Here is a 14,557-nt window from a genome sequence, read left to right on the forward strand (position 1 = left end):
ATTATGGAAAAGAAAATATTGACATCTCTGTTTTTATTGTTGATTTTTTGTTTATCTCTGGCCAGTGTATCCGCTATCGAAGATACAACAGAAACAATACAATTAACAAGTGATGTAAATGAAATATCTGTATTTGAAGAAAATCTTGCTATTTCACAGGATGATGGGTTATTGACATCATCAGAATTCTATGTTAACGCATCTGTTGTGGAAAGCGGTAATGGGAGTGATAAAAGTCCATATTCAACCATTTCTGATGCAGTAAGTTCTGCTAATGATGGGGATACTATTTATATTGCTTCCGGAAACTATTCTGGTAATGGCAACGTGGCCATAACTATAGATAAGGAACTTATAATAACGTCTTATGGTGATGGGGATGTTATTTTGGATGGTGAAGGTAACTCCTGGATTTTCAATGTCACTTCAAGCAATGTGGTGATTGATGGGTTGACATTTATCAATGCAAACGCCGAAAATGGTGCGGCAATCTATTATGAATCCGGTTCTGCAAACAATATAATCAATAATTCAAAATTCATCAATAATTATGCTTCTTCCTGTGCTGGAGCTGTCTTTTATGATTCCGGTGTGAACTCTCAGATTTTAAACTCCGTTTTTGAAAACAACAGCGCATATTCTGGCGGTGCTGTTCTTTACTGGTTTGATTCAAGCGACAATGTTATTTCCAATACTACATTTACTGGAAATGATGCATTTTCTGAAAATGGTGGTGCGATTTACTATTATTACGGTTCTTCAAACTGCATTTTCAATAACACTCAATTTTATGACAACACTGCTTTATATTGTGGTGGAGCAATTTATTATTACTGGACAGCAAGCAATATCAGTTTCACAGGATCTTCCTTTAGAAATAATAAGGCTAATTATGGTAGCGGCCTATATGTATGGTATGTTGACAGCTTTACTTTGGTTAACAGCACTTTTGAAGAAAATAAAGCAATGTCCAATAGTTTAATGTCATCTGTGGATAAATTCAATAAAAGTATTTCTGCCGAATTTCAGGGCGGAAACAACATCATGAATGCAATATGTTCCGAGAGCTTGGATAATTTCAATATTTCCAATGTTACCTTTTGGAATGAAAATGGATTGGTAAACACTGAAAATTATAATTTGACATGCAGTTATTATGCCTCCGGTCAAAATATAACCTGTGAAATCTATGATTTGGCAACTAATGAATGCATTTTCAATGAAACAAAAGTAACTGATGAAAACGGCAGCGTAATTTTTGATTATTCTACTATTTCATCACAAAATATTCTAAATTATACTATATATCACAGTGATGATGCTTATTATACATTCATTGAAACTTCAGGCGAATTCAATCCAGTAATTGGTGATTTTGAAGCATTGCAGAAATTAATCGATGATGCTGGTGAAAACGATGTTATCAATCTGACACGCAATTACACTTACACTGTCGGTGTCGATACAACTTCTTCAGGCATCACTATAAATAAGAATAATTTAACAGTTAATGGAAATGGGTTTGTTATTGATGCTTTAGGCCAAAGCAGGATTTTCAATGTTTTAGTAAATACATTTAATCTCATTAATATCACGTTAACCAACGGATATTCATCTTCCAATGGTGGAGCAATCTATACTGGTGGTGATTTCTCCAACAGCACTTTCGATTATGTTAATTTTGTGAATAATTCCGCTAAAAATGGGGGAGCAATATACTTTGCTAAAAACGCAATAAATAATACTATCTCCAATTCCGTGTTCATGAACTGCGATGCAAGTGCCGGCGGTGCAATCAATGCTGCAGGCAATTTCAATGAAAATATAATAAGTAACACTACATTTTCAAATAATGGCGTTAATGCAATCTATTTAAGATATAATTCCAACAATTTATTTGGCAATTTAAATTTTATTAACAATTCTCGTGCCGTTTATTCATATGGGCAGTCAAAAGGAAATAAATTTATAAATTCAACTTTTATCAATAATACAGCATCAAAAAGTGGAAGTGCTTTATACTTTAAAAATGTGGAATCCAATGAGTTAATCAATCTGACTTTTGAGAATAATTCTGCCGCTTCAAATGGTGGAGCTATATTCTTTGACGGCACAGTTCAAAATATTAATATTGCAAATAATGTATTTAAGAATAACTCTGCCGATTCAAATGGTGGAGCTATTGCTTTTGATGAAGATAGTGAATTTATTGATGGTGTGCTTACAAATGTGTCTTTCATTAACAATAAGGCAGTTTATGGAGGTTCAATTTATTATGATGCTGTTGAATTGACCGATATCCTTGTTTCAAATTCCAAATTCATCAACAACTCAGCTAAAAACGGCGGTGCAATATCTTATGTCGGATGTATTATAGAGAATATGGATTACGTGAATGTATCTTTCATAAATAATGTTCACAATTCCTCTTCAGGATCAACAACCGGTGGGGGTGCAATTTCATATTATGCATCAACAACATCAGCAAATGAAAGAATAATCAATTCAACATTCATTAATAACTCTGCAACTTATGGTGGCGGTGCAATTTACTATTACAGCAGCTCATCAACCAACTATTCCATAATCAACACTACCTTCGTTAACAATTCCGCTACACATTATGCTGGAGCTATTTATTTCGGATCAATGTCAAACGGTAAAATAAACAATATTACATGTATCAATAACTCTGCGGCGGGTGGTGGTGCTATTTACTTCATTAGGGATTGTCATGACAATGAAATTTCAAATTCCCTATTTGTAAACAATTCCGTTAATGCAATACGATATTACAACGGCCCTAACAATGATAATATCATCAATTCAGTATTCATTGACAATGGTGAAAGTGAAATAATCTATGCTTCATCAAGCACCTTGTCTGCAAATTATAACTGGTTTGGAAATAATGCAAGTAATTTTAATGTAAGGCCTTATGTAAGTTCAAACATTAATTTAACAAACTGGCTGTTCTTGAATGCAACAGTATCCAATAACACTGTATATGTGGGTGATGAAAATACTATAATGTTTGTTCTCGAAGTATATGATTCATTATCTGAAGAAATAATTGATAAGGATTATCAAAACCTTTCCCAGGTAAATTTAAATTTAACATCAGTAAATGAGAATCTATCTCAAAACACATCAGCTGCTGGTGAAAATGTTACATTCACAGCTAGTGATGATGGAACAGGCAGTATCACAGCCAAATATTTCACTTCACAATATTCAGTGGAATTTTCAAATATCAAATATAATTCCAGTGTTTCAATCGATGATGTTAACTCCACTTACGGGTCTGTAATTAACTTAACGGCCAACTGTACAAATGCCTTAGGAATTGAAGCAACATTATTTAATGAAAACGGAACGAACATTTCAGGAGAGTATCTTGAAATTAACGGATTTAATATTGTGATAACAGGCATTGATGCGGGCAGCTATACTTTAAATGTCACGACCATCGTGGGCAACAATTACTATTTAAGCTCCAATTTCAGTATCATTACTGTCAGCAAAGCAAATTCCACAATCCGGATTGATGACGTTTCAGTCAGCTATGGCGAAGTTATTAATATTGTTGCGGTTTGTGAAAATGTTTCCAACATATCTGTCGTTATTTATGACGGTCTGGAAAATGTTGTTTATTCCGACATGTCCATTGACGGATTCAATATCACTATAGCTAATCTGACTGTGGGTAACTATACATTAAATGTCACGGCTATTGTGGACAATAATTACAACGGATCTTTTAACTCAAGCAAAATCATTGTTAATAAGGCCAATGCAACATTAGCTATTAATTCTACAGGAGATATTGATCCAACTGCTGAAGAAACAATTACTGTTTCACCGCCGGAGGATATTGATGGCAGTCTTGTTTATTACATTAATGGAAATTATTGCGGAATAGTTGAAAACAATACTATTGTACTGAATAATTTAACCGAAGGTAACTATACTGTTGTCATTGCTCTTGTAAATGACACCAATTATAATGAATGCTCTAATTTTACAGAATTCAACGTAGACAGACTAAATTCAACTATTGATGTTATTGCTGGTGATATCGACGTCACAGAGAATGCAACTGTATTCATACTGCTTCCTGGCGATGCAAGGGGTAATGTCACATTCGGCTTCAACGGTACCTATGAGGTCATTGATATTAATGAAAGCACAGTTTTCGGATTGAATGGTATTTTAAGCATGCCTGTATTTTTAGGTTCTCTTGATGCCGGAAATTACTCTGTTGAAGTTACATATAATGGAAATTCAAAATATTATCCGTCAAATGCAACTGTTAACTTCACGGTAAATAAATTGTCCGGAAATATCACTTATGACTATGGCAGTGGAATAATCACAATCAATGCTCCTGAAAATGCAACAGGCAATGTAACTGTTCAGATTGCCAACAGCACCTATGTCTGTGAACTGGAGGATGGTGTGGCGCTGGTTAATGTCTCTAATCTGACGAATGGTGAGTATAACATAACCATTGACTATCCTGGTGATGATATATACAATCCGATTGCTGTTTGTGGAAATTTCTCTATTTCTGATGCATTTAAACTGGAAGCTCCTGATTTAGTTAAATATTACGGAGGAAGTGAAAGGTTCTATGTATATCTCTATGATGTAAATGGAAATCCTATTTCCAACAAATCAATCATCATTTCAGTAAATGACATGTCCTATGAAAGATATACCAATGAAAACGGTTCTGTTTCAATTGGAGTGAATTTAAATCCTGCAACATATTCTGTTATTGCATCCTATGGTAATTCAACGATTAATTCAACAATCACTGTTAAATCCACTGTAAATGCCAGCGATCTGGTCAAAGTATTTAGAAACGGAACTCAATATTGGGCAACATTTTTGGATACTTCAGGAAATTATCTGGATAATGGAACAGAAGTTAGATTCAACATCAATGGTGTGATGTATGTCCGTAAAGTCAATGGTAACGGTTCTGCTAAATTAAATATTAACTTAAATCAGGGAGATTATATTATAACTGCGGTTAATCCGGTAACTGGTCAGGAATATTCCAATAACATTAAAGTTATTCCTAGAATAACTGAAAATAATGATTTGACCAAATACTATAGGAATGCTTCCCAGTATGTTGTAAGACTAATCGGCGATGACGGCAATCCTGTCGGCGCAAATGAGACAGTCATATTCAATATTAATGGGGTGTTCTATAACAGAACCACAAACGAATCAGGTCATGCAAAATTAAACATTAACTTGTATTCCGGAGAATACATTATCACTGCAGAATATAAAGGCTGCATGGTGGCAAATACTATTACTGTACTGCCTATTCTCTACGCTGAAGATATGGAAATGTATTATAATGACGGATCAACTTTCAAGGCCAAACTTGTTGACGGTCAGGGAAATCCTTTGGCTAATGAAAAAGTGGAGTTCAATATAAACGGTGTGTTCTATTATAGGGCAACAAACTCTTCAGGAATCGCTAAGTTGAATATTAATTTGATACCTGGCGAGTATATCATTACTTCCACATATTCAGCTTACAGCATTTCAAATACAATTTTGATTGCGGAATTCGGTAAATATAACTGAATTCCATCAATTCTTTTTTTTTTAAATGATAATATTTATAACATCTTAAACACAAAATTAATTTCATGGCTAAAGATGATAGAAGTCCCTTAAACCCATTCACGGGAAAAAAGCATCATGATACAGTAAACGATGACCGTTTTCTTGAGGAATGTTATCAGGAATATTATAAAATCGTAAATTCGGCGCAAATTATTGATAATACTGCTGAAGGCCGAATGATTAACAATGTTGCCACAAATCTAATCAATGCAGTTTATACTTATCTTTCATCAATTGGGAGGTTGGACTATGTGGAAGACTATTATGACTGGGAGTTCCATTTGCTTTTGGATAATACTGTAAATGCATTCTGTATTCCTGGAGGAAAGATTGCAGTTTATTCGGGAATCTTGTCAGTTGCAAATAATGAGGAGGAATTAGCTTTCATATTAGGGCATGAAATGGCACATGCATTGCTTGACCATACCAGGACTCGCATGAGCGCCCAAAACACTAAAGACACATTGGCTTCTGTTTCATGGATTGGAAGCTTCGCATTTGATTTGATCGGTATGGGTGAAGTCGGCAGCCTTACAAGGGCAGCCGTCAATACTGCAAATATAGGTTCTCAATTCCTGCTTTTGAATCCTTGGGGAAGAGACCAGGAACTGGAAGCTGACAGATTGGGAATGCTTATTATTCATTGGGCAGGTTATGACATTAGTGGCGTTCCGGCATTTTGGCAAAAGATGAGCGGTCAGAATGCAAATAATTTTGATTTCTTCTCTACACATCCTGCTGATGAAAAAAGGATTAACGTAATGAGATCTTTGGTTTTGGAGATTGAAGAGGGAATTGACTACTCAAAACCAGTATTGGCCGATGGTCCAAAAGCGAATTTCACGCCTAAAATTGAAAGTGTCCCTACAAAAACATGTCCTAAATGCGGCAGTGATGTGGCTGATGATGCGATATTCTGCACGAATTGCGGAGAAAAATTTGATGAACATCTCTTCTGTCCGAATTGTGGCGTAAACATTAAAGAAGGTGATGCATTCTGCACATCCTGCGGATTTAAGCTAACAGATGAATTGAAATGTTCTAACTGCGGTCAAAAGGTTAATGAAGGGGATGTCTTTTGTACGAATTGTGGAAATAAACTTTAATAATATGCTACAAAAATACTATTGATTTAGATGAATATTATTGAAAAGATTCCAATTCCTATTTCCGGTTTGATTTTGGCCATATTGTCTTTAGGCAACTTACTGCAAGTTTACACTCCATTTTTAAAGGTATTGTGTGGTATAATTGCTTTTGTTTTAATAATTCTGCTTGTTTTTAAAGTTATTCTCTATCCTAAAGAAGTGAAAAATGATTTGTCGAATCCAATAATTTTGTCGAATTCAGGTACTTTTTCCATGGCTTTGATGATTTCATCTACATATCTCAGTTCATTTAATAGTGATTTGGCAATAAGTGTTTGGATTTTAGGTGTAGCTTTGCACATTCTATTGATTGTATGGTTTACTTATCGTTATATTATACATAATTTTGATATAAATGTGGTCTATCCTAGCTGGTGGATAGTCTTCATTGGAATTACAATGGGTGCGATTACTGCACATGTTCATGGGCTGTTTGAAATCGGATTCATATTCTTCTTGTTTGGCTTTATATCCATGATTATTACTTTGCCGTTGGTTATCTATAGGTATGTCAAATATCCTAATGAACTGGATCAAAACAATCCGCTGATTTGTATTTTTACAGCTATTTTCAGCATTCTGATAGTGGGCTATACCAATTCATTTGCCATATTGTCCTATGGGTTTTTAATGGCCATGTATTGCATTGCATTCGTGTTGTTCCTATTCGCTTTATATAAGGTTATTCAGTACAGGAATTTGGATTTCTATCCTAGCTTTTCAGCATTCACATTTCCATTTGTTATAACGGCTATTGCTTCTTCAGAAGTCAATATCATAAATCAAAACTATATTTTTAATATTATAATTCCAATCCAAACGTTAATTGCAGGTATTTTGGTGATTTATGTCCTATATTGCTATTTAAAATTTCTACTCGATTGATATAAAATTGGTTTAACTAAATATTTAAATACTATTTGATTCATAACTAATATTGAAAATTAAAAAAATCCATATTTTTTTTAATTATTCGTGTGCGAAATTTTGATTTGGATTTGTAGATTTTCTACTTTTCTAAATTATTATCTTTTTTTATAATTAAGCTTATCCTGTTTTGGTATATTCTGGTATTTAACTTTATATATTAAATTCAAGTTATTAATTTACATAGTATTTTTAATGCTTTTATAACTTTAAGGAGGTATTTAATATCAGCAAAAAAATTATATTTTCCTTGATTTTAGTCATGTTAATATTGTCGGTTGGAGCAGTTTCTGCAAATGATGATATTTCCGAAAATGAAATTGCAATTTCAGATTCTGATGTTATTGGCGCTTCATTTTCTGATTTACAGACTATAATTAACGAAGATACAAGTGGTGAAATAAACTTAACTGAGGATTATGCTTTCGGCTCTTCAGACGAATCTATATTTATAAACAAAGAGATAACAATTAACGGTAATGGCCATATAATCAATGCCAATGGGGCATCATCAGTTTTCAATATCACGGGATCAAATGTTGTTTTAAACAATCTGACCATAACTAACATCAACATCACAACTGCAAAAACAAATGCAATTTTATGGAATGGTGATAACGGTAAGCTGATTAACTGTGATATTTCAGACAACTGTGTTTCTCAATTTTTAGGAGCTATCGTTTATTGGAATGCTACAGGCGGTCTGATTGACGGATGTACATTTACAAATAATGATTTATCAAGCAATCAGGCTCCTATTTCATATCCTGTATTATGGTTCGGTGATGATGGTGTGATTTCCAATTCCGTTTTCATCAATAACTCAGGAACAGTAAACGGCGGTGCCATCTATTGGGGCGGCGGTGCAGATAATGGTCTGGTCTATAACTGTACTTTTATCAATAATACTGCATGGTATGGTGGTGCTATCTATTGGAACGGTGCAAACGGTTCTGTTTCAAAATCATACTTCGAGTCTAACAGGGCAATCTCTTATTTAAGCAATCAATTCCAGGGTGGTGCAATTTACTGGTACTCTCAGGATGATGATGGACTGATTACCGGTTGCGTATTCACAAACAACACTGCCGCAAGCGGAGAGGCAATAGCTATTGGAAGCAATACTTTTTTAACCTTGAAAAACTCAGTATTCATTGGAAATGATTTAAACAATTCAAATACAGTCAATGCAACTACTGACACGGCTTCTGCCATAGCAAATGGCAATTGGTGGGGTAATACAATTGAAAATTTAAATGAAACTCCAAATACTTGGGGTAATGTGACTGTTGACAACTGGCTATTTTTGAATGTCACTGCAAACCCTACAGAAATTTATGTGGGTAAAAATTCTGTAATCACTGTTGATCTGACACATATAATGGATAGTGAAGGTTCAATTTCACAAGCCGAAGACTATGAATTGCATGATGCTGACCTTTATGTTGTGGATGTAGTCGGCGGAAGCGTTAACGAAACTGTCATTTCATTTACAAATGGCACAGCAGACATCAATTATGTTGCAGAGGAAACTGGAAACGGATCTTTGACAATTAATCTTTTAGGTCTTGATTTCACCTTTGAGTTTGTGATTAACATTTCTTCATTATATGTATATGCCGATAATATTTATGTCGGTCAGAATGCCACAGTTTACGCTGTTCTGCCATCTGATGCGACAGGAAACGTGACAATAACATTAAATGACAATGAAACTTTCAATATAGAGTTAACTTCAGGAAAAGGCAATATCACAATTCCTGATTTGGAAGTCGGGAACTACACAATTTTCGGATATTATGAAGGTAACGACGTCAATCCGCAAAGCAATTATACAAACACATTTGCAGTTCTATCAAAAATATCCGTTGATATTGATGCAAATGACACTACAACATATGAAAGTAAAGGTTTATCATTGAATATTGTTCTTTCACAAGATATTACGGATAATGTGACTGTTATTTTCGACAACTCTTCATATGTCGTTGAAATTGTCAATGGTAATGGTGTTTATACAAATTCCGGTGTTGAATATGGTGAATATGAGCTTATAATAGTTTATGAAGGGGACTATAAATACGAACCTGCAAATGCCACAGTCAATATCACCGTTCTGGAATCTGGAAATGTCACATTAACTGCAGACAATCTTACAAAATACTATGGAAATTCCAAAAGGTTTGTTATTAACTTGACAGATGGTGAAGGAAATGCTATTGCAAACCAAAGTGTTCAAATTTCCATAAACGGCGTTAACTATAATCGTACAACAAATGTAAACGGTTCCGCTTCAATTGCAATTAACCTGGATAGCGGAAGCTATGATGTGGTTGTTTATTATGATGGCGGCGACGGAACATACAAGGTTGCCAGTGTTAATGCGACAATAAATATTATATCAACAATAAACGCTTCAGACTTAACGAAAATCTATAGAAATGAAAGCCAGTATTATGCAACATTCACAGACAGCGACGGTAATTACCTAGCAAGCGGAACTGAAGTTACATTCAATATCAATGGTGTAATGTACGTCCGCAAGGTCAATGAAAACGGTACCGCAAAACTTAACATTAATTTGGATCAGGGCACTTATATTTTGACAGCCATTAACCCGCAAACCGGTGAAAGCTCAGCCAATACTGTTACAGTTATTCCAAAAATTGTTGAAAATAACGATTTGGTCAAATACTTCAGAAACGATTCACAATATGTTGTAAGAATTCTAGGCGATGACGGCAATCCTGTTGGTGCAAACGAAACTGTCACATTCAACATCAACGGTGTGATGTATGAAAGAAAAACCAATGAATCAGGATATGCAAAACTTAACATTAACCTGCAGGCCGGAGAATATGTGATTACTGTAATGTGCGGCGGATGCAGTGTAGCCAACAATATAACAGTCATACCTACATTGACTGCGGAAGATGTTTCAATGACATATCTCGATGGAACACAGTTCAAGGCAAAACTGGTTGACGGTCAGGGAAATGCTTTGGCCGGCGAAAAAATTGAATTCAACATCAATGGTGTATTCTACTATAGAACCACTGACAGTGAGGGTATAGCCAGTTTGAATATCAGATTGATACCTGGCGAATACATTATAACATCCGTATATGAAAATGCAGTAATAGCAAACACCATAAAAATTAGTTAAGAGGAATTAAATTTCCTCAATCTTTTTTTTTAAAATTCAATGGCATCAAAGAAATTGTTTATGTCATATCTCTGTCCTGTAAACAGTATGATGTCATCTTCAAGGAACTGGAAATCGTTGTCAATATATATTATCGTATCATTGTCACGGATTACACTGGTAATTGTCAGATTGTTTTTCTCAAACGGAAAATCGCTGATATGGGCATCATTGTAAACCCTTATGGAGTCAAGTTCCACTTCCGTGAAAGAATTGCTCAGGTATGCTGAAACATCCTCTGAAGATACGCTACGGAATGCATCGTAGTTGTCGGATCTTAAATTGTTAACGGCATCAGCAATTTCGTCCATATCCTTGTTATAATAATCCATGATTCTTGTAAACATCAAAATACTTGTTTCAAATTCTTTTGGGATTACTTCATCGGCTCCGGCTTCTATAACCTCTTCGATATTTTTCAGGTATTTGGTTCTCACAATGATGTGGATATCAGGGTTCAATCTCCTTGCAGTATCGATTGTTTTAAGAGTACCTTCATATGTTGAAGCTGATATAACGATACACTGTGCACTGGTTACTCGAAGTTCCTTCAAAACACTTTCATTTGATGCGTTACCATATATAATCGGAACTCCTAAAGCCTGCTGCTGTTCAACCACTATCGGATTCATGTCAACGGCAAGCATAGGAACATTGAACTGGTTACATGCCTTGGTCATCTGCTTTCCGATACGGCCCATACCTACCAGAATTACATGGTCTTCGATTGGCTGTTCATCCTCTATCTCTTCTGAAAGGGAGGTCAGTTCCTCATCAACCTGAAAATAGCTGATTTTTGAAAATTGCCTGATTATTTTTGGTGTCAGCTTCTGCAGGAATGGCGTTGATGACATTGTCAGGATGCTCACTCCCAAAAATATTGAGAAGAATTCGTTGGTCATCAGACCATATCTCATTCCTTCGCTTGCAAGAACAAAGGAGAATTCCCCAATCTGGCTTAAAAGAATAGCAATTGAAATGGATACCTTTGTCGGAAGTTTCAATGCCATGCCTGTTATCAATGTTGCCGTAAAGTTGATTATGAGAATTATTGCGGTCAAAACTAGGATTATGCCAATGTTATAAAGGAATAAATGCAGGTTAACCATCAATCCGATACTGATGAAGAATAGACTCATGAACACGTCCTGGAACGGCTGTATGTAACCTAAAGTCTGGTGGGAGTATTCTGTATTTGAAATGAGCAGTCCTGCAATGAATGCGCCAAGCTCCGGTCCGATTCCAATAAGGCTTGTTGCAAATGTCGCTCCCATACAGATAAATAATGTCAAAAGCATAAAGAGATCTCTGTTTTTAGTTTTAGCCGCATCCTTAAGGGCCAGTGGAATGAACCATTTAGCTCCGATGAATATCAGTACTGCAAGACCAACTATTTTAACTATAACTTCCGGAATTGTATGCAGTTCAATTGTCTGACCTCCAAGTAGGGGTGTGAGTAAAATTACAATAATTACTGCAATGTCCTGGAATATCAGAATACCTAAAGTCACCCTTCCCTGAATGGAGTGGGTTAAGTGTTTCTGCTGCATTATCTTCATTACAATAGCCGTACTTGAAAATGATACTAAAAATCCTAAAAAGATTGCACTATTTAATGCAAGTCCCATTGCAAGCCCCAATAATGTTATCAGAACAGTTGTAAGGCTAACTTGGAGTATACCTCCAATCAGGGCATAATGCTTGATTGCAGAGAACTTTTCCACTGAAAATTCCAGTCCTATAATAAATAATAAAAATACAACACCCAACTCAGATAGCGTTGAAATCATGCTTGTATCGTTAATTGCATGTCCAAGAACGATTCCGGTAATGAATAAACCAATCATGGTAGGTAATTTAAGTTTATTAAAAATTAGAAGAACTATTACTGCAGTAATCAAAATTACTGCCATATTTTGCAACAGTAAAATATTCATAATTCTTTTCCTTTAAAACTATTGTTATATTATTTGTTTTTGATATTATTTAAAAATATGTGGTGATTAAAAAAAATAGTTGGAAGTAGATATTATTTATAATCTACTTACTTTTATTAAAGATTCGATAGGCACGTCTTCAATTTCAGAAAGGCCTGCTTTATCAATCAAAACGGTAACGCAAGTTGGTTCTCCGCCTTGATCTTTGACGGTATGAATGACTTCACGGACGGTTTTTCCGCTGGTAATGACGTCATCTACAATAATGACCTTTTTTCCTTCAACGGATCCGAAGTTGGTACTTATTGTACCTTCATCGTCTGTTGTGTCCTGGTCTTTTCTATGTTTGTTCGGGTGGAAAATGGCTATTGATGTGTCAAGTCCGGTCATGTCTTCAACATAGTCTGCCATTGTGGTTGCGAACGGAACTCCACTAACTGCAATTCCTAAAACAACATCTGCCTCTCCGTGTGAAAGTGCCAAATCACTCAATGCTCCTGAAACATAGCTTAAACGGGTTGAATTTCCACCGATGCTTTTCCAGTTAATGGCAAAGTCTCCAGGTGATTCGACTTTTTCCTCATCGACTTTTTGAAGAGTTAACCATCTTGCAGTGTCCATACTGACATTAAGTTCGTCAGCTATTTCTCCGGTTGTAAATCCGTGCTGTCTTAATTCTTGAGCTTTCTGTATTAATTTATTTTTCATAAATATCCCTATTCCTCAAGTTCATCTAAACTGATTGGTCTGTGTTCTTTAGATGATTTGTTTGCTGCTATTACCATTTTAAGAGCTTTAAGCCCATCTTCACCAGTGATTTCTGGTTCTTCTTCATTAACAACAGCTGTTAAGAATGATTTCAGTTCGCCTTTCAGAGGCTCTTCATGTTTGATTTGAATGTCCTGTGCAAATTTACCGAACACATCAATGCTTTGTTTAATGTAATCGACTGAAATTATACCGTCTGTTCCGGTAAGTTCAAGTTCTCTTCTTTTATATGGTGTTAACCAGTTTACTTCTATTATACCTGTTGATTCATTATCAAAGCTTACCATAATCTCTGCATGGTCTTCAAATTCACAGTCATCCAGGATACTGTTCATCGTACCGTAGACTTGAGTAACATTCTCCTCAAATAAGTAATTCATAATATCTAAATCGTGAATAGCTAAGTCTATTGAAACACCAACGTCTTTTATCCTAGGTGGGAGCGGCCCTACTCTTTTAGCAAATGCGGAAACTATATCTCCAATAACTCCATCATCAATCAGCTCTTTTGCTTTTTGTACAGCTGGATTGAATCTTTCCACATGTCCTGTTGCAAGAATTACTCCTGCTTCTTTTGCTGCAGCAATCATCTCTTCAGCTTCTTTTAAAGTGAATGCTATTGGTTTTTCGACTAACACATGTTTTTTATTTTTTATTGCTTCCATTACGACTGAATGGTGGAAAGTAGTTGGGACACAAACACTAACTACTTCAATTTCAGGATCTTTAAGTAGTTCGTTGTAATCGGTGTAACCTTTTGCACCATATTTTCGCTCAATTTTTTTAAGTGCTCTTTCACTTACATCTGAAACAGCGATTAAATTAGCTTCTTCCATTTTATGGTACACACGAACATGGTTTTCACCCATTGCTCCTACTCCGATAACTCCTACATTGACAGTTCTCAATTTAATTCCTCC

General features: G+C 35.3%; 7 protein-coding genes. 4 read left to right on the forward strand and 3 right to left on the reverse strand.

Features of this window, described 5'->3' with window-relative positions:
* Positions 1-3: 3 nt before the first annotated feature.
* The 4 genes from ACKI2W_RS08750 to ACKI2W_RS08765 all read left to right on the forward strand — a co-directional run bounded on the left by ACKI2W_RS08750 (position 4) and on the right by ACKI2W_RS08765 (position 10,893).
* Positions 4-5,610: a right-handed parallel beta-helix repeat-containing protein gene (locus tag ACKI2W_RS08750; protein WP_407381256.1), complete on the forward strand. Its 5,607-nt coding sequence runs from the start codon at positions 4-6 to the stop codon at positions 5,608-5,610.
* Between the two features lie 65 nt (positions 5,611-5,675).
* Positions 5,676-6,758 carry a M48 family metallopeptidase gene (locus ACKI2W_RS08755; protein WP_407381258.1) on the forward strand — a complete coding sequence of 361 codons (1,083 nt, stop codon included), beginning with the start codon at positions 5,676-5,678 and terminating at the stop codon, positions 6,756-6,758.
* Between the two features lie 30 nt (positions 6,759-6,788).
* Complete coding sequence (locus ACKI2W_RS08760; protein WP_407381260.1) at positions 6,789-7,685, forward strand: TDT family transporter; 897 nt, start codon at positions 6,789-6,791, stop codon at positions 7,683-7,685.
* Between the two features lie 304 nt (positions 7,686-7,989).
* On the forward strand, positions 7,990-10,893 hold the full coding sequence (locus ACKI2W_RS08765) for a hypothetical protein (protein WP_407381262.1): 2,904 nt from the start codon (positions 7,990-7,992) through the stop codon (positions 10,891-10,893).
* A 29-nt stretch (positions 10,894-10,922) separates the two neighbouring features.
* On the opposite strand, the gene ACKI2W_RS08770 is transcribed toward ACKI2W_RS08765, so the two are convergent.
* From ACKI2W_RS08770 to ACKI2W_RS08780, 3 genes are all read right to left on the reverse strand, one after another.
* On the reverse strand, positions 10,923-12,869 hold the full coding sequence (locus ACKI2W_RS08770) for a cation:proton antiporter (protein WP_407381263.1): 1,947 nt from the start codon (positions 12,867-12,869) through the stop codon (positions 10,923-10,925).
* 96 nt (positions 12,870-12,965) lie between these two features.
* Entirely contained in the window at positions 12,966-13,577 is a 612-nt protein-coding gene (locus ACKI2W_RS08775) for an orotate phosphoribosyltransferase-like protein (RefSeq protein ID WP_407381265.1), read from the reverse strand.
* 8 nt (positions 13,578-13,585) lie between these two features.
* Complete coding sequence (locus tag ACKI2W_RS08780; RefSeq protein ID WP_407381267.1) at positions 13,586-14,545, reverse strand: Gfo/Idh/MocA family oxidoreductase; 960 nt, start codon at positions 14,543-14,545, stop codon at positions 13,586-13,588.
* Positions 14,546-14,557: the final 12 nt, after the last annotated feature.

Origin of the sequence: Methanobrevibacter sp., from assembly GCF_045603845.1 — an archaeon.
Classification (GTDB): Archaea; Methanobacteriota; Methanobacteria; order Methanobacteriales; family Methanobacteriaceae; genus Methanocatella.

Excerpts from the sequence above, each read along its gene's own strand:
- ACKI2W_RS08760 (WP_407381260.1), top strand. The coding sequence starts at position 6,789 with ATGAATATTATTGAAAAGATTCCAATTCCTATTTCCGGTTTGATTTTG.
- ACKI2W_RS08765 (WP_407381262.1), top strand. The coding sequence starts at position 7,990 with ATGTTAATATTGTCGGTTGGAGCAGTTTCTGCAAATGATGATATTTCC.
- ACKI2W_RS08755 (WP_407381258.1), top strand. The coding sequence starts at position 5,676 with ATGGCTAAAGATGATAGAAGTCCCTTAAACCCATTCACGGGAAAAAAG.
- ACKI2W_RS08770 (WP_407381263.1), bottom strand. The coding sequence starts at position 12,869 with ATGAATATTTTACTGTTGCAAAATATGGCAGTAATTTTGATTACTGCA.
- ACKI2W_RS08775 (WP_407381265.1), bottom strand. The coding sequence starts at position 13,577 with ATGAAAAATAAATTAATACAGAAAGCTCAAGAATTAAGACAGCACGGA.
- ACKI2W_RS08750 (WP_407381256.1), top strand. The coding sequence starts at position 4 with ATGGAAAAGAAAATATTGACATCTCTGTTTTTATTGTTGATTTTTTGT.